Here is an 18,475-nt window from a genome sequence, read left to right as displayed (position 1 = left end):
TAGCAGCTATCTATTTAATAGTAATCCATCGCGCAGGCTGCGATAAAAAAGGGCCTGTGACGACACCGCCCCTCGCCCGCCGCGCAGTCCATCCGTCCATCCGTGCGACTGCCTCAGCCCGATACCGCCAGACCCGCCGCCACGCCACCAAACAAGTCGCCCTCGAGCTGCGGCGTATCGGGGAAAGCAACCCTCAGCGCCGTACGCAAGGGCCGCAAGGCCGATGAACCACCGGTCAGGTAAATGGCATCCAGCCCCTGCGGGCCCAGGCCGGCCAGTTGCGCACATTCTTGTGCGCATGCCACCACCTGCTCCAACGGCTGCGCCAGAAACTGCGCCAGTCCCTGGGCAGTGACCGCACCGCCCAGCCCCGGCTCGATCCAGTCGAGCACCATCGGGGCGTCGCCGCCCGACAGTGACGCCGCAATCTTGGCCTGCTCCACCGTGTTGGCCAAACGGTGCCCCAGGCGCTCGTTGAGCACCTGCATCAACCGTGCATGCAATCGCGCATCGGCGTAGTCCGTTCGCAGGCCTTGCGCATCACGCACGGCGCGCGGTGAATACGACCATTGAATCAAATGCCAGGTCGAGAGGTCGAAGAACACGCGGCTCGGCACCTCGCGCCCCGTGGGCCCCACATGGCGAAACCCCAGCAGCGGCATCAACAGCTCCAGGCTGAGCCGACGGTCAAAGTCGGTCCCGCCGATGTGCACACCCGTCGTGGCCAACACGTCGCGGCTGCGGTCTGCGTGGCGCATGCGGTCGGGCCCCAATCGCACGACCGTGAAATCGGAGGTGCCACCGCCAATGTCCACCACCAGCACCAGCGACTCGCGCGTGATGCGCTGCTCGTGGTCCAGCGCCGCCGCAATGGGCTCGAACTGAAACGACACGTTCTCGAACCCGGCCCCGTGCGCTGCGTCGCGCAATGCATCTTCGGCCTGCTGATCGCGGGCGCTGTCCCCATCCACAAAATGCACAGGGCGGCCCATGACCACCCGCCCCGGCATGCCACCGAGCTCATCGCGCGCTTTGGCCGCCAGCATGCGCAAAAACAAACTGATGATGTCCTGATAACTCACCAGGCTGTTGTGCACTGCCGTTTTGTCTTGCAACAACGCACTGCCCAAAAGACTCTTGAGCGAACGCATCAGCCGCCCCTCGGTGCCCGACAGGTAGTGGCTGACAGCATCGCGACCGAAATGCGTGCTGTGATCTTCGGCATTGAAGAACAACGCGGTGGGCAGCGTGGGGTGGGCAGCACCTTCGACCACCACCATGCGGGCCTGCCCGCCCGGCTGACGCACCGCCATGGCGGAATTGGAAGTCCCAAAGTCGATACCTAACGTGGTGTCCTTCAAAAGAGGCATGGCAAAAACAACGGTGTATTGGATAAATAGCTACTGCGCTGAAGGCGAAAGCGCTTTGTCTTGCGCACAAAGCCGCAACCGTCGCAATCGTTCCCTCGGGCCGCGAGAACCCAGGGCTTTTTTCCGAGCGCGAAACGGTGGCCAACGCGCAATGAAGCACAAGGACTAGCCACTCGACTGCAGTGTCTTGCGCACACAAGTGTCAGAACTTGCGCCAGAAAAACAAAAAAGCGACCGTTTTACGGGTCGCTTGTTTTGCAATTACTTCGCTAATCTGTTGATTTGCAAAGCAATTTATTTGGTGGCTGGGGCTGGATCGAAAGATCCTTCGCAACCCGCGCCAGCACTAGCTTTTCCCTGACTGTCCTGGTTCCTGGGTACACCTCTGGGTACACCAGACCAGTAGCAGCGCTTCGATTCCGATTTGGAACCTGATCGCTGTTTCGAATTATCCCACTTCACAGGATTGAAGGCACTCCCTCAGGGCCGTTGCACTGCTGATGTGTCGCGCACAAACATTGGCAATCCCCGATATACGACATTCATACACCAAAGCAAGTATCTTGCAGAAACTGGATTTGGCATATATATTGGCATTTCCCGATAGAGAACATCGCATGGACTTCCCGATCCACCTGACCAGCCAGCTTCGCGAGCACCTGCGCGCGCTCAGGAAAGCGCGCGGCCTGACCCAGGCCGCGCTCGGGCGGCTGCTCGGCGTGGGACAGGCCCGCATCGCCGAGATCGAAAGCAACCCTGGCGCCGTGAGCGTCGACCAGTTAATGAAGGTGCTCTCGGCGTTGCGCGCGTCCCTGTTGTTGAGGGATGACGTGATCGACGTGACCGCGAATCAACCGGATGCGACCGCCTCGCCCCCCTCCCCTCCTGCGAGCAAACCCCGCAAGCCGGCCAAGCAACCGTCGGTCAACATCCCACCGACGGGTCAGTGGCGCATGCAGCCCTTGACTGGCAGCGGCCGGCACCAGGCGGCATCGGTTCTCGCAAGCCGCAGTGATGCGAAGACCCCATCGGACGCGCAAGCGCTGCGGGACGCGAACCCGAACTCGGATGTCACACCGACATCCAGGCGCAACTTCGTCATCCGGCCAAAGAAAGGCTCTTGGTAATGGTGGCGCTCAACGCGTGGATGAATGGCGAATTCGTCGGAGCCTGGCAGGTCAACCGCGGAGCTCACAGCTTTTCGTACGCCCCGTCATGGCTGGAGTCCGAGAAGTCCCGACCGCTGTCCCTGTCGCTACCGCTCACCCGTACCCTGGAGGTCAAGGGGGAGGTCGTTGCGAACTACTTCGACAACCTGCTGCCCGACAACGAGCGAATCCGCGAGCGCATCGGCCGGCGATTCAAGACCAGGACACTCGATGCCTTCGCCTTGCTGGAGGCCATTGGCCGTGACTGCGTCGGCGCAGTGCAGTTGCTTCCGGAAGGAACGACGCCTGACGGATGGAACCGCGTGGCATGCGAGCCCCTCACTGATGAGCAGGTCGCGGCCGCACTTCGCGCCGTGCCCGACGACCCGGTCGCGCGCCACATCGACGAAGCTCCGCCGTTCCGAATTTCCTTGGCGGGCGCCCAGGAAAAGACCGCCTTCGTGCGGGTCAACGGGCAGTGGTGCAGCCCCGTCGGGGCCACTCCCAGCACCCATATCTTCAAACTTCCGCTCGGCGTGATCGCCAACACGACCCGAGTGGACATGTTCGACTCCGTCGAGAACGAATGGCTTTGCGCGCAGATCATCCAGGCGCTCGGCCTGCCCATGGCACACACCGAGATGGCCACGTTCGGCGACCAGCGCGCACTGATCGTGGAGCGCTTCGACCGGGAATGGATGGAGGATGGGAAGTGGATCGCCCGGCTTCCCCAGGAAGACTTCTGCCAGGCGCTGGGCCTGCCTCCGCGCCTGAAATACGAAGGCGATGGCGGACCATCCACCGCCGCAGGGCTCACGCTGCTGGCCGGGAGCGCGGATGCAGAGACGGACCGGATGGCCTTCCAACTCGCCCAGTTGGCCTTCTGGCTCATGGCGGCACCCGATGGCCACGCCAAGAACTTCTCGATCTTCCTGCGCCAAGGCAATGCCTACGAAATGACGCCCTTGTACGACGTCCTGTCCGTGTGGCCGTACGTGGGCAGGAGCCGGAGGCAATTGCACTGGCGCGACGTCCGCCTTGCAATGGCCTTGCGCTCGAAGAACACGCACTACGAGATCCACACCATCCGTGCCCGCCACTGGCATGACCTGGCCATGAAGAACGGCGGCCCCCCGATCTGGGACGCGATGCAGGGTTTGATTGACCGCGTCGCGCCAGCCCTCGACGCCGTCGAGGCACAACTGCCCCAGGACTTCCCTCAGCGCATCTGGGAACCGATCTCGAAAGGCATGCGGGGCCAGGCAGAGAAGTTTCTCTCAGAGGCCGCCGACCTCTCCTGATCACGAGCACACGGCCTTCTGATGGCTTCGAGCGTGGCGAAAGCGTGCAGCACCAACGGGATTGCGCATTCTGCTCAGCATCACCGCGATTTGATGATCGTTCCGTTGGGCGTTTCCACCCCATGCATATCTGGACACGGTGAATCTAGACAGGACACGAACACCGCACACTCCGATTCTTGCGCTCGGAAATCCACGAACGTTGGCGAGCCCCCCGGCTGGGGCGTGCATTGTTCCACGTTGTTCCAGTTTGCTTGACAGTCAGCAAACATGCACCTACAGTGCGGCTTTGGTACAACATGGAACAACAAGGAGCGCGCCCCGTGGCCTACACCGCCTCTCTCTCGACAACGCCCGGCCGGCCGGGGTTCAGCGTCAGTTTTCGGCACCCCCTGAAACTCGATTCCAAGGGCAAGCCCGGCCTGAAGATGCGCCGTGGCCTGGGCACTGATGACAAGGCAAAGGCCGATGTCCTCGTCGCCCAGATGAACCAACTGCTGCAGGATGAGGCCTGGTGGACGGCAGCGAAGCATCAGGATGCGCTCCGAGCTTTCGACCAGCGGATCGTCGATGCCTTTTATGACGGCATCCAGGCCGGTATCGCAGACTCCTTCGAAACCCGCAACCGCGTCATCCCCCTGCCTGGAAAGGCTGAGGGCTACGCCAGGACACTGTTTGTCGGTACCACGGGCGCCGGCAAAACCTCGCTGCTGCGCCATCTGATCGGCTCAGACCCCGAACTCGATCGCTTCCCCTCCACCTCGACAGCCAAGACCACCGTATCGGACATCGAGGTGATCCCGGCCACTGGTGCATTCCAAGCGGCGGTGACCTTCTTCTCCGAGACAGTCATCCAGGCCAACGTCGAAGACTGCGTCCTCAATGCCTGCGCGGCAGTGTGGGACAAACTGCCGGAGGACAAGGTCGCGGACCGCTTTCTGCATCACCCCGATCAGCGCTTTCGCCTGAGCTACTTGCTTGGTTCGTGGCGCAAGAACCTGCCCACCGAGCCCGCAGCCGACGAATGGGACTTCGGCGCGCCCGATGAAGCGACCACGGCGGCAGCGAACAGCGATGAAGCGGTGTCAACGGCCGATGCCGAGGCACTGCAGGCGCGGCTCGTGGACTATGTCGGCCGCATCACCAAGCTCTCTGCCTCGAAAGCGAAGTCGATCAGCCACGAACTGCTGCCCGATCCGCACTCGGCGAGTGCCGAGGACCGCGAAGCTGCCCTGGAAATTTTCCAGGACGAACTGTTCGCCGACGGGCAGTTTCACGACATCGTTCACGACGTGATCGACGAAGCGCTGCAGCGATTTGAAGCGCTGCAAAGCGGGGACCTGACCTACCGCAGCGCAAGCTCTAAGTGGCCGGTCATGTGGACATACAGCACGGAAGACCGGACGGAATTCCTGAAGCAGGTGCGTTGGTTTTCGAGCAATTTCGCGCCCTCGTTCGGTAAGTTGCTGACGCCCCTGGTCGATGGTATCCGTGTCATGGGGCCACTGTTTCCGACCTTCACTGACCATCAGGCCAAGGTCGTCCTGCTCGACGGTCAGGGGCTCGGCCACACGCCGGACTCATCCACGAGCGTGACGACGCACATCACGCGGCGCTTCTCGGAAGTCGATGCCATCCTCCTGGTCGACAACGCCGAGCAGCCGGTGCAGGCCGCAGCCCAGTCTGTACTGCGTGCAGTCGCATCGAGCGGCAATTACAACAAGTTCCTGATTGCCTTCACGCACTTCGACCAGGTCAAGGGCCTCAATCTGCCGACCTTCGCCGACAAGCGAGCGCACGTACTAGCCTCTGTTCACAACTACCTCTCCAAGCTGAAGGAAGTGCTGAACGCGCCGATCGTGGCCGCAATGGAACGAACGATCGACGACCAAAGCGTCATGCTGGGCGCACTTGACGGACCGAGCGCGAAGTTGCCACCCGGCGTGCGCGCACAACTCAGCAAGTTGATCGCCTTCGTCGAAAAATCGGTCGAGCCGCCTCCGGTGCCGGACGCGAAGCCGCAATACGACGCCTCCGGGCTCGGCTTTGCCGTGCAGCGCGCCGCAGACAGTTTCCAAAAGGCATGGGCGGCTCGATTGGGTTTGTCGATTGGCGCGACGCTTCCGACCGAGCACTGGACCCGCATCAAGGCACTCAACCGCAAGATTTCGAACGAAACGGGCGTCGAGTACGACTCGCTGCGGCCTGTCGCCGATCTCGTTGGTCGCATCACCGAAGAGGTGGCCAATTTCCTCGATAACCCGATCAGTTGGTCACGTTCGCCAAACGACGCCGATGAAGCGCAGCAAGCCATCGCGCCGATCCGACAGATCGTATTTAGCCGTCTGCATCAACTCGCGCTACAACGCCTGATTGAAGAACATTTGACGGACTGGCGGCGCGGCCTGGAACACAAGGGTAGAGGTTCGGCAGCACGCCGTGCCGTCGATATCCGCGGCATCTATGAACTCGCGGTGCCCATTCCAGGCACGGTCAACTCGGCGCCGGCGCTTGAATTCCTTCGTGGCGTTCGCGATCTCGTGCGCACAGCTGTCGTGGAAAGCGGTGGGGCGATGCAACCATGAGCCGACGCCTTACAGCACTCGTCATTGGAAACGCAGACTATGCGGATGCCGGCAAGTTGAAAAACCCGGTGAACGATGCCGGAGATATCTCCGCGAAGCTTGCTGAATGCGGCTTCACAGTGGATACCCGACTGGACTGTTCCCACCAGGAGATGGAGGAGGCGCTAAGAGACTTCAAAAAGGCGCTAAGGGACAGCGATGTTGGCCTGTTTTTCTTCGCCGGTCATGGCATGCAGATTGACGGCCACAACTATCTTGCCGCCATTGATACCGATGTGGAAGGCGAGATCGAGGCAAAGCACTCCTCGCTGCCACTCAATCAGATCATCGAAATCATGGAGAAAGCGGACAACGCATCAAGCATCATCATCCTCGATGCATGCCGTAACAACCCCTTCGAGCGTGCCTGGGCCCGGTCGATGAGTTCCCGCGGTCTCGCGCCGGTCTACGCACCGAGGGGAACCTTGGTCGCCTACGCGACCTCTCCAGGTCAGTTGGCCGCCGACGGACGTGGCCGCCGAAACGGAGCCTACACGGCGGCGCTGCTTCAGCACCTTGCGACCCCTGACTGCTCGATCGAGAACATGTTCAAGCGAGTTCGCAACACACTCAACACCGCAACCGGCGGTAAGCAGATTTCCTGGGAGCACACATCCCTCGCCGGCGACTTCTTCTTCAACATGAGCTTGGGAGCGCGCATCGACGAGTATGCGGATACTGCGCTGCGCGACAGCCTCTTTGTTATCGACGACAAGAAAGCTTCTCACCGCGTCATTAAGGCCCTTAAGACGCTCGACTGGTACAGACAGAATCCAGCCATCGAAGAGTTCACGTCCGCCGTGGCCGGCCGTGCATCACCAGACTCCCTCTTCGTGGTGGGGCGCAACATTTACCAGGCTGCGTGCGGAGGATCGAACGGAGCGAATACTTACCTGACCGATTTCACGTCCCGCGCGGCGGGGCTGAAGCCAGAGCGGCGCAAGGCGCTTCTAGATGGAATGCTATTTGAGGTGTTCTTCGATCCTGACGCTCGTCTCCGCAAGGAATTCAAGATGAGAAAATTCCAGGAGCTATTTCATCTGCAGCAACACGCGCAACTCAAATCGAGCTTCGACTTCATCGCCGAATGCCTGCTGCCAGAGGTCGGACGCTTCTATTCGATCCCGGGCAAGGGCCATGCGGTCGTTGTCGATGTCGTCACGAAGGCGGGCGCGAAGCCTGGGAGCCAAGTTCTCAAGTCGGTTCACATTGGCGGAGACAACATCCTGTGGATGGAAGACGCGGACTATGCACCTGAGCCCGGCGAGGCTCCCATGCTCGAAAAGCTTAGCCTTGCGAAGTTTGAAGACCGCCTTGCTGAACAGATGGTCGTTCCCGCTGAATTCCTCACCATCAACTACGCTTCTTTTTCCAAGACGCTTGCTGAGCAGGTCTACTTTCCATATGGTTGGACGACGCGAAAGCGGTAGTCCATCGCATCGGGCATAGGACACATGCCGTGATCACATGCCATCGAAGATTTCGGACCGCTCCTCATTCATATGAACGCCTAGCGTCGGTTCATTGCCTTGAACCCCCGATCTCGTGCAATGAAAGCCGCCAGCATGTGAGGGATCAACGCCACCGCGTCCACCGGTACTTGATGCACCCGCCCATGCACCTCCGCATAGGCATCGAGCTGAGCCTTTAACTCGGTGGATAGAGCGATCGTAAGCTTTACCGCTTCGGACCGTGGAAGCGCCCCCAAGCTAAGCCGGTCCGCGCCTTTGCTCATTGCAGCGCTCCCCGCTGGAAGAACAACGGTTGGTACGGCCGCAACACCAAATCCTTGTTCACCATTACCCGCATCGGGAACCCCGGCCGGATCGTCAGCGTCGGCTGCACACTCATGTTCCGCTTGGTGATCTCCTGCCCGACCTGGTTCACCGCATCCTGCGCGCCTTCCCTGGTCGCAATCACGATGCGGTTGCCATCGGTGAGCGCGGCAACCACGACGGCAGGTTCCACGTGCGTGTGGTACGGCAAGAGCTGGTCGATGTCCTTCAGCGGCATCGCCTGGTCATAAGCGCGGCCATCCCAAGGCAGCATCCGGTGGCTGAAGCCCTGAAAGGCGGGGTGGTTCAGCAGGTCACCAAGGCGATCATCCGCGCGCAGATGGGGATGCCGGAATGTTGAACGGCCCTCCTGGGTGGCATGAACCGCAGTCTTGTCGGCTGACACGGGGATCACTTCACTGGCGTCGCTGCATGGCGATGCGAGGAGCACGGGCAGCACCCCGCCAGCCAGCTTCCGGCAGTGGGAAAGCCAACGTGCCTTCTTCATGGCGTTACCGTCCTGGCGTCGACGCGTCGCGCGAGGGGCTGCAAGACTGCACGATGCGTCGTCATGGACTGCTCGACCTCTTCATCGCCCAGTCATCTTCAGCGCGGCCTCGGGCAGGCGCTCACCCTGGACCTGGATCTTCGACACCTCCTCGTTGATCTGGTCGAGATCGTCCGTGCTCAAGTCGAGCGCCACCGCACCCAGGTTCTCCTCCAGGCGATGCAGCTTCGTCGTGCCAGGAATGGGGACGATCCAGGGCGCTTGCGCGAGCAGCCAGGCGAGTGCCACTTGCGCTGGCGTGGCGCCCTTGCGCGCGGCAACGCCTTTGACGACATCGACCAAGGCCAGGTTGGCTTGGCGCGCTTCGGGCGAGAAGCGCGGCACGCTGTTTCGGAAGTCCGTCGGATCGAACTGAGTGTTCTCGTCGATCTTGCCGGTCAGGAACCCAGCGCCCAGTGGGCTGAATGGCACGAAGCCGATGCCCAGCTCCTTCAGTACCGGCAGCAGCTCCAATTCCGGGCCGCGCCAGAACAGCGAATATTCGCTCTGCACAGCTGTCAAGGGCTGCACGGCGTGGGCGCGGCGGATCGTCTGCACTCCCGCTTCCGACAGTCCGAAATGCTTGACCTTGCCCTCGGCAATCAGATCCTTGACCGCGCCGGCCACGTCCTCGATCGGCACGTCCGGATCCACGCGGTGCTGGAACAGCAGGTCGATGCGGTCGGTACGCAAGCGCTTGAGGCAGTGCTCCACGGCGGCCCTGATGTGGGCGGGGCGACTGTTGGTGCCACTGCCGCGCTCGCCGGTGACTGGGTTGATGTCGAAGCCGAACTTGGTCGCGATCACCACCTCGTCGCGGATCGGCGCCAGCGCTTCACCGACCAGTTCCTCATTGACGAACGGGCCATAGGCCTCGGCGGTATCGAAGAAAGTCATCCCGCGTTCGTGGGCGGTGCGGATCAGGGCGATCATGTCCTGCCTGTCCGCGGCCGGACCGTAAGCGGAACTCATGCCCATGCAGCCCAGGCCCAAGGCCGAGACTTCCAGGTTGTTTCCAAGTTGGCGATGCTTCATGGTGTGTGCCTCATTTCTGTCTCACTTGACGGCGACGCCCTTCAACCAGTTCGTCACGCGCTCCATCGTTCGCCGCTCCTGGTCCATCTCCATGACGAAACCCTTGAGCAATCGCGCCTTCGGGGCATGGCTGGCCAGAACGGTCTGGCTGTTGCCGAGCCCGTAGCCGCCGTGGGTGACGAAGGGGATCAGGGTCTTGCCAGACAGGTCGTGCGCGGACAGGAAGGCGCGGATCACCGGCGGCGCGGTTTCTCCCCAGATGGGAAAGCCCAGGAACACCGTGTCGTAGTCCGCCATGCTGGACACCTTGGCCTGCAAGGCTGGCTCATGGCCGCTGTCGCGCTCTTTCCGGGCTTGCTCGACCGTCTCCAGATAGTCTTCGGGATAGGGCGTTGCGGGCCGGATCTCGAACAGGTCGGTGCCACGTCCGCGCTGGATCAACCCGGCGACGACGCGCGTGTTCCCGGACCGGGAAAAGTAGGCGACGAGCGTCCGTGCGCCTGTTCGCCGCTCCGCCGCATCGCCTTGTCCAGACGCCGCCTCGGCACTGCTCAAGGAAAGCGTCGCGAACGCCGCCATCACCGCCCGGCGGGCTGGATCGTGAAACGATGTCACCATGGCGCCCCCCCGAGTCAGCGCCCCACGCGCGCCTGCAACGCGGCGGGATAGCGATCGCCCTGAACCTTCACCTCGTGCAGGGCATCAGCGATGCTTTGAAGGTCGAGTTCGGACAAGGGCACGGAAGCGGCGCCCAGGTTCTCCTCCAGCCGGTGCAGCTTGGTGGTGCCCGGGATCGGCACGATCCACGGCTTCTGGGCCAGCAGCCACGCGAGCGCGATTTGCGCGGCCGTCACGCCCCTGCCCTTGGCCATCTGGCCGAGCAGGTCCACCAAGGCCTGGTTTGCCTTGATCGCCTCCGGCGAGAAGCGCGGCACCTTGCTGCGGAAGTCGTCGCTGCCGAAGGTCGCACCTTCCTTGATGGCGCCAGTCAGGAAGCCTTTGCCCAAGGGGCTGAAGGGCACGAAGCCGATCCCGAGTTCTTCCAGCGTCGGCAGGATCTCGGTCTCGGGCTCGCGCCACCACAGCGAGTATTCGCTTTGCAGGGCGGTGACGGGCTGCACCGCATGCGCACGGCGAATGGTCTGGGCACCGGCCTCGGAGAGTCCGAAATGTTTGACCTTGCCCTCGGCGATCAAGTCCTTGACCGTGCCGGCCACGTCTTCGATCGGCACGTCCGGATCAACGCGATGCTGGTAGAGCAAATCGATCACGTCGGTCTTCAGGCGCTTGAGCGAACCTTCCACCGCCCACCGGATGTGCTCAGGCCGGCTGTTGAGAATCTGCTGCTTGTTGTCGTCGCCGAAGGTGAAGCCGAACTTGGTGGCAATCACCACCTGGTCGCGTACCGGAGCGAGCGCCTCGCCAACGACTTCCTCGTTGAGGTACGGGCCGTAGACCTCGGCCGTATCGAAGAAGGTCACACCGCGATCGACCGCAGCCCGGATCAGAGAGACGGCCTGCCCGGTGTCCGTGGCCGGACCGTAGCCGTGGCTCAAGCCCATGCAGCCCAGGCCGAGGGCCGAGACCTCAAGACTGCTCTTTCCAAGTTTTCGCTTTTGCATAGGGGGCTTCTCCTGTGGCGCCGAGCCGGAACTGCATCGGCGTAGGGCGAATGGCAACGGGTCAACGCAGAAGGATTCAAGGGTCGACTTCTGATCCGTCGCCGCGATGGACGACGTACGAAACAATGAAGGACCTTGGCGACCTTGCTGGGTCCGTTGCGGGGTTACTTCTGCTCAACAAGCAATGTAGTGATCGCGCCCCGACACGACTAGATGGCAAAATCGGCAAATACTTGTGAAGTGGGCTCATGAATGCCGAAAGAGAGCTACAACGACCTGCTGGCCTTTATTGCCGTAGCGCGCGCGCAGAGCTTCACGCGCGCAGCGGCGCAACTCGGTGTGTCTCAATCCGCGCTGAGCCACACGATCCGCGCCCTCGAGGCCAAGATGGGGGTCCGGTTGCTGACCCGGACCACGCGCAGTGTTTCTCCCACAGAGGCGGGAGAGCGATTGCTGCTGAACGTCGCCCCTCGCTTTGAGGAGATCGAGGCGGAGCTCGCGGCGGTGGGAGAACTGCGTGACAAGCCTGCGGGCACCATCCGCATCACGGCGTCAGAGAATGCGGCCGAAACGGCACTCTGGCCCAGGCTCGCCAAGCTGCTCCCAAAGTACCCTCAAATCAAAGTCGAGGTCACCACGCAGCCCCGCTTTACCGACATCGTTGCGGAGCGGTACGACATGGGCGTCCGGCTCGGCGCCGAAGTAGCGCGCGACATGACCGCCGTGCGTATCAGCCCTGACGTGCGCTTTGCGATCGTCGGCTCACCGGCCTATCTGGCGAAGCACCCTGCCCCCACGAAGCCGCAGGACCTGGCCGATCACGCATGCATCAATCTGCGCTTGATGAGCCACGGAGACCTTTACGCCTGGGAACTCAAGAAGGGCCGGCAGAAAGTCAACGTGCGCGTCGAGGGGCAACTCGTCTTCAACGGGACAAGACCGATCCTCCATGCGGCACTGGCTGGCTTCGGCCTCGGGTACGTGCCGCACGAGGTGGCGCGGCCTTACATCGCCAAGAGGCTGCTCAAACAGGTCCTCGATGACTGGTGTCCGACGTTCCCTGGGTACCACCTCTACTACCCGAATCGCCGGCAGTTGACTCGCGCCATGACGGTGCTGATCGAAGCGCTGCGCCATCCGGCCAAAGAGAAATGAACTGGCGGGTCCACACATGGCCATAGAGACTTTCAACGACGTCCTCGCCTTCGTGCATGTCGTGCGCGAAGGCAGCTTCACGCGGGCGGCCGCGCTCATCGGGGTGTCGCCTTCCGCGTTGAGCCATTCCATCCGGGGACTGGAAGCGCGGCTGGGTGTCCGGCTGCTGACGCGCACCACCCGCAGCGTTTCCCCGACCGAGGCGGGCGAGCGTTTGTTCAACAGCGTGGCGCCGCGGTTTGAAGACATCGATGCCGAGCTGGCCGCCGTGAAGGAACTGCGCGACAAACCTGTCGGGACGATCCGCATCACGTCGGCCGAGCACGCGGCCAACAGCATCCTGTGGCCCAAGCTGTCGAAGGTGCTGCATGAGTATCCCGACATCAACGTCGAGGTCACCGTCGACTACACGATGTCGGACATTGTGGCCCAGCGGTATGACGCAGGCGTCCGCCTGGGCGACCAGGTGGCCAAGGACATGATCGCCGTGCGCATCAGCCCGGACCTGCGCATCGCCGTCGTCGGTTCGCCGACGTACTTTGCCAAGCAGACAAAGCCCAAGACGCCCCGTGATCTGGTTCAGCATGACTGCATCAACCTCCGCCTCCCGACCCACGGGAGGCTTCTGCCGTGGGACTTTGCCAAGGACGGGCAAGAAACCAAGCTCCAGGTCACCGGACAATGGGTGTTCAACAGCAGTTCACCCATCGTGCGGGCAGCCCTGGCCAGTTATGGCCTGGCCTTCGTTCCCGAGGACATGGTGCTGGAACACATCGCCGCCAAACGACTGGTCCGGGTGCTCGACGACTGGTGCGCCCCCTATCCGGGCTACCACCTCTACTATCCGAGCCGACGCCAGTCGTCCCGTGCCCTGGCCGTCATCGTCGAGGCCCTGCGACATCGAGAGTAGTCCACAAGACTTGCCGCGATAAGGTCACGCCCGGACCTCATCGGCGGGGTCCGCGCTCGCGCATTTACTTCCATGCGGCCTTGATCCTTCCTTGGCCCTCGTGCCACCGCGGCGCGCCCATGTCCGATTCACTTATGAGTTGAGCTCAGCAGTGCATGCGGAATTATGGGCTTACTCAAAAGGGCCGCATTCCCTACGATTTCATCTCCCAAAAAGGAAGGGCAAAGGCCAGTCGTCATCCGGCTCTCATTTGCTCTCATCAACAACATGCCACTTGGCCGTGGCTTATGTGCGTGTTCGCAAGGGCACGCAATGGATGGAGCAAGTGACCCATGACCAATAGAACCCCCGACAAGTATCTCGAGACCGGTGTGCTGGCCGCCGTGTTGGCCCTGACCCTGGGACTGGCAACTGCGCCCAGCCACGCCGCTCAGGACACCGCGGCACCGCAATCCATCACCAGCACATCAGCAGGTCGGCCCACACCTGAATCATCCGGCGGCGCTGCTCGAAATGCGTCGTGCGGTCGTAGCTGCCGCCCAGTTCCTCATCGGACACGTGAGCCAAGTGCCGCTCGATCACCTCGCGATCCCACCCCAGCAGTTCCCGGATCAAGGTCCGGGCCGTGGCGCGGAAACCGTGACCGGTGATCTGCTCCTTCGTGTCATAGCCCAACGTGCGTAGCGCGCTGTTGACGGTGTTGTCGCTCATGTAGCGCGTCTTCTCGGAACGCTTCGCCATGCTGCGGAAGATCGGCCCGCTGGGGCCAGTCAGGGGATGGATGTCACGCAGGATTTCAACCGCCTGCGTCGGCAGCGGCACGAGGTGCGCCGGGGTGCGTATGTCGCGCTTCTTCCACTCCCGCAACTTCATCTTCTCGGGCGGACAACGCCACAGCGCCTGATCCAGATCCACGTCCTCCCAATGCGCCAGCCGCAACTGACCAGGCCGCTGGAACAGCAAGGGGGAGAGTTGCAGGGCCGCGCGCGTGATGACGTTGCCGTTGTAGGCACGCATGTCGCGAAGCAACTGGCCAAGTTTCTGCGGATCCGTGATGGCAGCATAGTGGCGGGCACGCGGCGGCGGCAGACCGCCCGTACGGTTGTTCACGAAGTTCCTGCTCGGGTCCAGCGCGCCCACGTCGACGGCGTACTGGAACACATGCTGCACCGCTTCGCGCACGCGCTGCGCCGTCTCCAGATTGCCGCGCTCCTTGATGCGGTGCAGACACCGGACCACCTCGGTCGGCACGATGGTTTCCATGGCCAGCGCACCGATCCACGGGAAGATGTGCAGTTCCAGGTGGCGCATCACCTTCTCGGCATAGCTGGCCGACCATGCGCGGTCCTTCTTCGCCTGGGCATGCCAGGCGCGGGCCGTCCGTTCAAAGGTATTGAGGCGGGCAACGCGATCGCGCTCCTCCTCCACTCGCCGCGCCTCGCGGGGATCGACGCCATCGGAGCGCTTTTCTGCCTCGGCACGCGCCTTCTTGCGCGCAGCCGCAAGCGTCACCACCGGATAGTGCCCGATGCTGAGCTTGGCCTCCTTGCCGTGCTGCTTGTAGCGATAGACCCACACCTTGCCGGTCGGTCGCACGCGAAGGTAGAGACCTTCGCCGTCCGCCAGCAAATATTCCTTGTCACGCGGCGCGGCCGCCTTGATCTGAAGCTCGTTGAGTTGTCCCATGGTGTACCCAAAATCGACTGCGATTGAAAAGCAGTCTGGGGTACATCGTTGGGTACACGCAAGAACAGGACTTTGTGGGATTCAACGATACCGCTTGAGCCGCCTTTTTGAGGCTAAGTCCTTGATACACAAGGACTTTTTAGCTGACTTGGGATCGCCTGAGAAAGAAAGATGGTGGCCTGGGGCGGAATCGAACCACCGACACAAGGATTTTCAATCCTCTGCTCTACCGACTGAGCTACCGGGCCTAAGCCTCAAATTATAACCAGAAAATTGGAGGCCTAAAAAACTCATGAAAAAATTAATTGCGTTTGCCGCGCCCAAGGTCTACGCCCAGTTGCCGGAGCTTGCGGTACAGGTGCGTGCGTTCGAGACCGGTTTTCTCCGCGACGCGGGTCATGGAGCCCCCTTCGCGGGCGAGGTGAAATTCAAAATAGGCTTTTTCGAATCCATCACGTGCCTCGCGCAGCGGGCGGTCTAGATCAAAACCCTGGTGCGCGTGGGGCCCCGTGTCCACGCCGGCCATCACGGCAGACACGGCAGGCAGCTGTGAGAACGTGGGATCGGCAGGCGCCGCAGCGGGCTGCGCCACAGTGGCGACGGGCGCGGCCTGGTGGGCTGCGTTGCGGGCCAGCCCCTGCTCGACCGCTTTGAGCAGCTTTTGCAGCGTGATGGGTTTTTCGAGGAATGAGAAAGCGCCAATGCGCGTGGCCTCGACAGCCGTGTCGATGGTGGCATGGCCACTCATCATGATCACGGGCATGGTGAGCACACCGGCTGTTGCCCACTCCTTGAGCAACGAGACGCCATCGGTGTCTGGCATCCAGATATCGAGCAGCACCAGGTCGTAACTATTGCCGACCCGCGCTGCGCGCGCCTGCGTCGCATTTTCTGCGAGGTCTACGCTGTGACCTTCATCGTTCAGGATTTCCGACAGCAGATCACGAATGCCGAGCTCATCGTCGACCACCAGAATATTTGCCATGTGTATTGAAGCGCCTTGGGTACTGCGGGGCGGTGTTGTTATGACGCCACCGCTGGTTCAGGGGCGAATGATAACGACACTTGTGCCCCCTGTACCACGCCGTCTTCCATGCGATTGGACAGATCGATACGGGCTCCGTGCTCATCGGCGATCTTTTTGACCACCGCCAACCCCAGGCCTGTACCGCGCGGCTTGGTGGTGACATAGGGTTCAAAGGCACGCTGAAGGATGTGCGCCGGGAACCCGCTGCCGCTGTCTGACACCGTGAGCCGTACGCGGCGTGAGGTGTCGCTCCAGCGGGTGCTGATACGCACCGGGGGGATCGGTTCGGACGCTTTGGCGCGCGCTTGTTCGGTCGAGTCTTGCGCGTTTTGCACCAGATTGTGGACCACCTGGCGCAGTTGCTGCGCGTCGCCCGCGATCAAGGGACAGCGCGGGTCCAGCTGGGCTTCTACAGGGACGGAGGCGTTTTCATCCTCGTATAAATGAAGCACATCCGCCACCAGCGCATTGAGGTCAAGGGCTTGGAGCTCGGCTGCGGGGAGCCGGGCGTAGTCGCGAAACTCGTTGACCAGCCGTTTCATCGCATCCACCTGGTCGACGATGGTTTTGACGGACTTCACGAGGATGGCGTTTTCAGGGGCTTGCAGTTTTCCGGCCAGCTTCATTTCCAGTCGCTCCGCGGACAGCTGGATGGGGGTGAGCGGGTTCTTGATTTCGTGCGCGAGCCGCCTGGCGACCTCGCCCCACGCCTGCGCACGTTGTGCAGAAACGATCTCTGAAATGTCGTCAAAAACCAACAGTCTTGTCGCATCAGGGAGCTCCGCGCCCCGCGCGACGAGGCTGGTGGCGTGCTGACCGGCCCCGCCAGACGATGCATGCAGCTCGAACGGTTGTTGCCAATGGTCTAACCCATGCCGTTCGTTGTCGCCCAGGAAGGCGTCGAAGTGGCTCTGCACCGAGGCAGCGAACTCGGCCAGCCCCGGCACTTCAGACAATGCCCGGCCTTCATAGGCAGCCATCGGGGCGCGCAGGATGCGGGTCGCCCCCGGGTTGGAAGAGCAGATAAGGCCGTTGGCATCGAGCACGATCACACCAGCCGTGAGGTTGTCCAGAATCGTCTGAAGGTTGGCGCGGCTGGCGTCCACCTCTCCCATGCTTTTTTCTACCGCTTGCCTGGCATCAGAGAGTTGCTGGGTCATGAGTGCAAACGACCGCGTCAATCCACCCAGTTCGTCCTTACCCTGCAATGCGGCTTTGGGGCTGAGGTTTCCGGCGGCGACCTCGCGCACCCCTTCGGCCAGCACCAACAACGGCCGAGCCAGCTGGTTGCCCAGCAGAACCGCGAGAAGCACGGCCCCAAAAACGGCGAGAAACAGACTGAGCGTGAGGGTGCCCACATACATGCGCCGCAGACCTCCGCGCGCCAGGGCCCGCTCCTGGTATTCACGGTTGGCCTCTTGTACCGCAATGGCGTTGGCAACCAGCGCGGGCGGCAAGGGCAAAGTGGCCTGCAAATACCGCGGCTCCACCAGCAAGCCCACACTGGGACTGCTGACCAACGCCAACACCTTGACGCGGGCGTTTTGCGCGGCGTTGGGGGCAGAGATGTCGTCCAGCCCTTCGATCTGGGAGGTGGCACGCTGCTGACGCACGGAGCGCAACAACGCAACACCAGGCCGCTCGGGGCTCAGGTCGAAACGCGACTGCCCCGCGCTCGCAACCGCTTGCCCAGCCGCATTCCAAAGCACGATATCCACAGCGCCCAACTGGTCCTGAATGCGCTCAAGCACCAGCCCGGCTGCGGCATCGGGAACCTGCGCCACCTGGGTGCTGGCGTTGCGGGTTTTGGCCGCCATGTCGGTGGCAAGGGACTCCAGCGATACGCGCGCCAGGTTCACGCCGGCGGACAACGCCCCTTCAACCTTGACGTCAAACCAGCTCTCGATGGAACGAGTGACGAATTGGTAGGACACCACATAGATCAGCACACCAGGTATCAGCCCGACCAGCGCAAAAATGGCGGCAAGCTTGACCAGCAATCGGCTGCCAAACCGTCCATTGCGCAAGCGAACCGTCAACCGCACGGCCACCCACACCAGTACGGCCAGCAGCAACACCGCCACCAACACGTTGACGCCAAAGAGCCATGCGTAGTTGCGCTCGTACATGGCGCGGTTGTTGGTCGCGAGCGTGAGCAGGAACATCAGCACCATGCCAATGGCCGACACAATGGCCACCCCGACGCCCACCGCCCACCGCACGGCGCGCGACTGGCGTGCCGTGGCGTGGGTCGACATTGAAGTGTCAGAATTCG

At 62.2% G+C, this 18,475-nt stretch carries 14 protein-coding genes, 1 tRNA gene and 1 pseudogene; 6 read left to right on the top strand and 10 right to left on the bottom strand.

All coding sequences use genetic code 11. The annotated features are described in order from the left end of the window. Positions 1-113 precede the first annotated feature (113 nt). A complete protein-coding gene (locus KI609_RS02145) occupies positions 114-1,370 on the bottom strand; it encodes an Hsp70 family protein (RefSeq protein ID WP_226446621.1) in 1,257 nt (418 codons plus the stop codon). 617 nt (positions 1,371-1,987) lie between these two features. Here KI609_RS02145 and KI609_RS02140 point away from each other — a divergent pair. From KI609_RS02140 to KI609_RS02125, 4 genes are all read left to right on the top strand, one after another. Continuing rightward, positions 1,988-2,497, top strand: coding sequence for a helix-turn-helix domain-containing protein (locus tag KI609_RS02140; RefSeq protein ID WP_226446619.1), 510 nt, complete (start codon positions 1,988-1,990; stop codon positions 2,495-2,497). Beyond that, on the top strand, positions 2,497-3,819 hold the full coding sequence (locus KI609_RS02135) for a type II toxin-antitoxin system HipA family toxin (RefSeq protein WP_226446617.1): 1,323 nt from the start codon (positions 2,497-2,499) through the stop codon (positions 3,817-3,819). Before KI609_RS02140 ends, KI609_RS02135 begins: the two co-directional genes overlap by 1 nt. Before the next feature lie 323 nt (positions 3,820-4,142). After that, entirely contained in the window at positions 4,143-6,404 is a 2,262-nt protein-coding gene (locus tag KI609_RS02130) for a hypothetical protein (RefSeq protein ID WP_226446615.1), read from the top strand. Then, entirely contained in the window at positions 6,401-7,873 is a 1,473-nt protein-coding gene (locus KI609_RS02125) for a caspase family protein (protein ID WP_226446613.1), read from the top strand. Before KI609_RS02130 ends, KI609_RS02125 begins: the two co-directional genes overlap by 4 nt. Positions 7,874-7,953: 80 nt before the next feature. Here KI609_RS02125 and KI609_RS02120 read toward each other — a convergent pair whose 3' ends face one another. From KI609_RS02120 to KI609_RS02100, 5 genes and pseudogenes are all read right to left on the bottom strand, one after another. Next, positions 7,954-8,178 (bottom strand): DUF2274 domain-containing protein, encoded by a 225-nt coding sequence (locus KI609_RS02120; RefSeq protein ID WP_226446611.1) that lies wholly within the window; start codon positions 8,176-8,178, stop codon positions 7,954-7,956. After that, positions 8,175-8,378 (bottom strand): annotated as a pseudogene (locus KI609_RS02115) (TrbI/VirB10 family protein); the annotation flags it as partial. The gene KI609_RS02120 and the pseudogene KI609_RS02115, both read right to left, overlap by 4 nt. A 429-nt stretch (positions 8,379-8,807) precedes the next feature. Beyond that, entirely contained in the window at positions 8,808-9,800 is a 993-nt protein-coding gene (locus tag KI609_RS02110) for an aldo/keto reductase (RefSeq protein WP_226446609.1), read from the bottom strand. A 21-nt stretch (positions 9,801-9,821) separates the two neighbouring features. Next, positions 9,822-10,418 carry a flavodoxin gene (locus KI609_RS02105; protein ID WP_226446606.1) on the bottom strand — a complete coding sequence of 199 codons (597 nt, stop codon included), beginning with the start codon at positions 10,416-10,418 and terminating at the stop codon, positions 9,822-9,824. 14 nt (positions 10,419-10,432) lie between these two features. Further along, positions 10,433-11,422 carry an aldo/keto reductase gene (locus KI609_RS02100; protein WP_226446604.1) on the bottom strand — a complete coding sequence of 330 codons (990 nt, stop codon included), beginning with the start codon at positions 11,420-11,422 and terminating at the stop codon, positions 10,433-10,435. A 252-nt stretch (positions 11,423-11,674) separates the two neighbouring features. Here KI609_RS02100 and KI609_RS02095 point away from each other — a divergent pair, with 252 nt between their 5' ends. Together KI609_RS02095 and KI609_RS02090 are read left to right on the top strand one after the other, a co-directional pair. Next, the gene (locus KI609_RS02095) at positions 11,675-12,577 is read left to right on the top strand and encodes a LysR family transcriptional regulator (protein ID WP_226446602.1); all 903 of its coding nucleotides are present in this window, start codon (positions 11,675-11,677) and stop codon (positions 12,575-12,577) included. Between the two features lie 16 nt (positions 12,578-12,593). Next, positions 12,594-13,487 carry a LysR family transcriptional regulator gene (locus KI609_RS02090; RefSeq protein WP_226446600.1) on the top strand — a complete coding sequence of 298 codons (894 nt, stop codon included), beginning with the start codon at positions 12,594-12,596 and terminating at the stop codon, positions 13,485-13,487. A 456-nt stretch (positions 13,488-13,943) separates the two neighbouring features. Here KI609_RS02090 and KI609_RS02085 read toward each other — a convergent pair whose 3' ends face one another. From KI609_RS02085 to KI609_RS02070, 4 genes are all read right to left on the bottom strand, one after another. Beyond that, positions 13,944-15,173 (bottom strand): tyrosine-type recombinase/integrase, encoded by a 1,230-nt coding sequence (locus tag KI609_RS02085; protein ID WP_226446598.1) that lies wholly within the window; start codon positions 15,171-15,173, stop codon positions 13,944-13,946. 172 nt (positions 15,174-15,345) lie between these two features. Next, positions 15,346-15,421: transfer RNA gene (locus tag KI609_RS02080), tRNA-Phe, on the bottom strand. Positions 15,422-15,474: 53 nt separating this feature from the next. Beyond that, entirely contained in the window at positions 15,475-16,158 is a 684-nt protein-coding gene (locus KI609_RS02075; RefSeq protein WP_226446596.1) for a response regulator, read from the bottom strand. A 38-nt stretch (positions 16,159-16,196) separates the two neighbouring features. Continuing rightward, positions 16,197-18,458, bottom strand: coding sequence for a sensor histidine kinase (locus KI609_RS02070; protein ID WP_226446594.1), 2,262 nt, complete (start codon positions 18,456-18,458; stop codon positions 16,197-16,199). Positions 18,459-18,475: the final 17 nt, after the last annotated feature.

Origin of the sequence: Acidovorax radicis (genome assembly GCF_020510705.1) — a bacterium.
Classification (GTDB): Bacteria; Pseudomonadota; Gammaproteobacteria; order Burkholderiales; family Burkholderiaceae_C; genus Acidovorax; species Acidovorax radicis_A.
Note: the sequence above shows the minus strand (reverse complement) of the source record. Positions and strands in the feature narration are given on the sequence as shown.

What these genes read in the sequence shown, in the direction of transcription:
- KI609_RS02145 (WP_226446621.1), bottom strand. Translation starts at nt 1,370, where the DNA reads ATGCCTCTTTTGAAGGACACCACGTTAGGTATCGACTTTGGGACTTCC.
- KI609_RS02105 (WP_226446606.1), bottom strand. Translation starts at nt 10,418, where the DNA reads ATGGTGACATCGTTTCACGATCCAGCCCGCCGGGCGGTGATGGCGGCG.
- KI609_RS02110 (WP_226446609.1), bottom strand. Translation starts at nt 9,800, where the DNA reads ATGAAGCATCGCCAACTTGGAAACAACCTGGAAGTCTCGGCCTTGGGC.
- KI609_RS02095 (WP_226446602.1), top strand. Translation starts at nt 11,675, where the DNA reads ATGCCGAAAGAGAGCTACAACGACCTGCTGGCCTTTATTGCCGTAGCG.
- KI609_RS02070 (WP_226446594.1), bottom strand. Translation starts at nt 18,458, where the DNA reads ATGTCGACCCACGCCACGGCACGCCAGTCGCGCGCCGTGCGGTGGGCG.
- KI609_RS02100 (WP_226446604.1), bottom strand. Translation starts at nt 11,422, where the DNA reads ATGCAAAAGCGAAAACTTGGAAAGAGCAGTCTTGAGGTCTCGGCCCTC.
- KI609_RS02135 (WP_226446617.1), top strand. Translation starts at nt 2,497, where the DNA reads ATGGTGGCGCTCAACGCGTGGATGAATGGCGAATTCGTCGGAGCCTGG.
- KI609_RS02090 (WP_226446600.1), top strand. Translation starts at nt 12,594, where the DNA reads ATGGCCATAGAGACTTTCAACGACGTCCTCGCCTTCGTGCATGTCGTG.
- KI609_RS02125 (WP_226446613.1), top strand. Translation starts at nt 6,401, where the DNA reads ATGAGCCGACGCCTTACAGCACTCGTCATTGGAAACGCAGACTATGCG.
- KI609_RS02140 (WP_226446619.1), top strand. Translation starts at nt 1,988, where the DNA reads ATGGACTTCCCGATCCACCTGACCAGCCAGCTTCGCGAGCACCTGCGC.
- KI609_RS02075 (WP_226446596.1), bottom strand. Translation starts at nt 16,158, where the DNA reads ATGGCAAATATTCTGGTGGTCGACGATGAGCTCGGCATTCGTGATCTG.
- KI609_RS02120 (WP_226446611.1), bottom strand. Translation starts at nt 8,178, where the DNA reads ATGAGCAAAGGCGCGGACCGGCTTAGCTTGGGGGCGCTTCCACGGTCC.
- KI609_RS02085 (WP_226446598.1), bottom strand. Translation starts at nt 15,173, where the DNA reads ATGGGACAACTCAACGAGCTTCAGATCAAGGCGGCCGCGCCGCGTGAC.